At 31.0% G+C, this 510-nt stretch carries 1 protein-coding gene and 1 pseudogene; both read left to right on the top strand.

Features of this window, described 5'->3' with window-relative positions:
* Positions 1-6: 6 nt before the first annotated feature.
* Positions 7-156, top strand: a complete 150-nt coding sequence (locus tag ACWHAR_RS32300; RefSeq protein WP_452089079.1) for a PLP-dependent transferase — start codon at positions 7-9, stop codon at positions 154-156.
* A 57-nt stretch (positions 157-213) separates the two neighbouring features.
* Positions 214-510 (top strand): annotated as a pseudogene (locus ACWHAR_RS32295) (fatty acid desaturase family protein); the annotation flags it as partial.

Raw genomic sequence — 510 nt, 5'->3', positions numbered from 1 at the left:
GCTTCTATGACTCACAATTTATTGCCTCGTGAGGAAAGAGAAAAAGGTGGAATTACAGATGGAATGCTTAGACTTTCAGTTGGAATTGAGGAAGTTGAAGATATCCAAGCTGATTTAGAAAATGCATTAAATCAAGCAAATTTAGTAACAAATTAATATAAATAATAGGGTGCCATTCGGCTCCCTATTCTAATTAATAACGGAGGAAAAGTCATGTCTTCAGTGAACTCTATCTTTTCACAAGAAACTAGAAAAAAATTAACCAAACTTTACAAGAAAAATAACTGGTATAACTTCTTATGTATCTTCTTTAATTGGGGCGTGATAAGCAGTTCGATTTATTTATCTATGAAAACCCCTAATATTTGGATATACCTATTAAGTATTATCTTGATTGGAAGTAGAATGAGAGGTTTTGACAATCTCATGCATGAAGCAAGTCATAAAATGTTATTTAAGAATAAACACTTAAATAAATGGGTTACTTGCTTTTTTTATAGCCTTTCCTAT

The organism is Bacillus sp. LR--39 (assembly GCF_053613335.1).
This window is presented reverse-complemented; position numbering and strand designations above follow the sequence as displayed.

Excerpts from the sequence above, each read along its gene's own strand:
- ACWHAR_RS32300 (WP_452089079.1), top strand. The coding sequence starts at position 7 with ATGACTCACAATTTATTGCCTCGTGAGGAAAGAGAAAAAGGTGGAATT.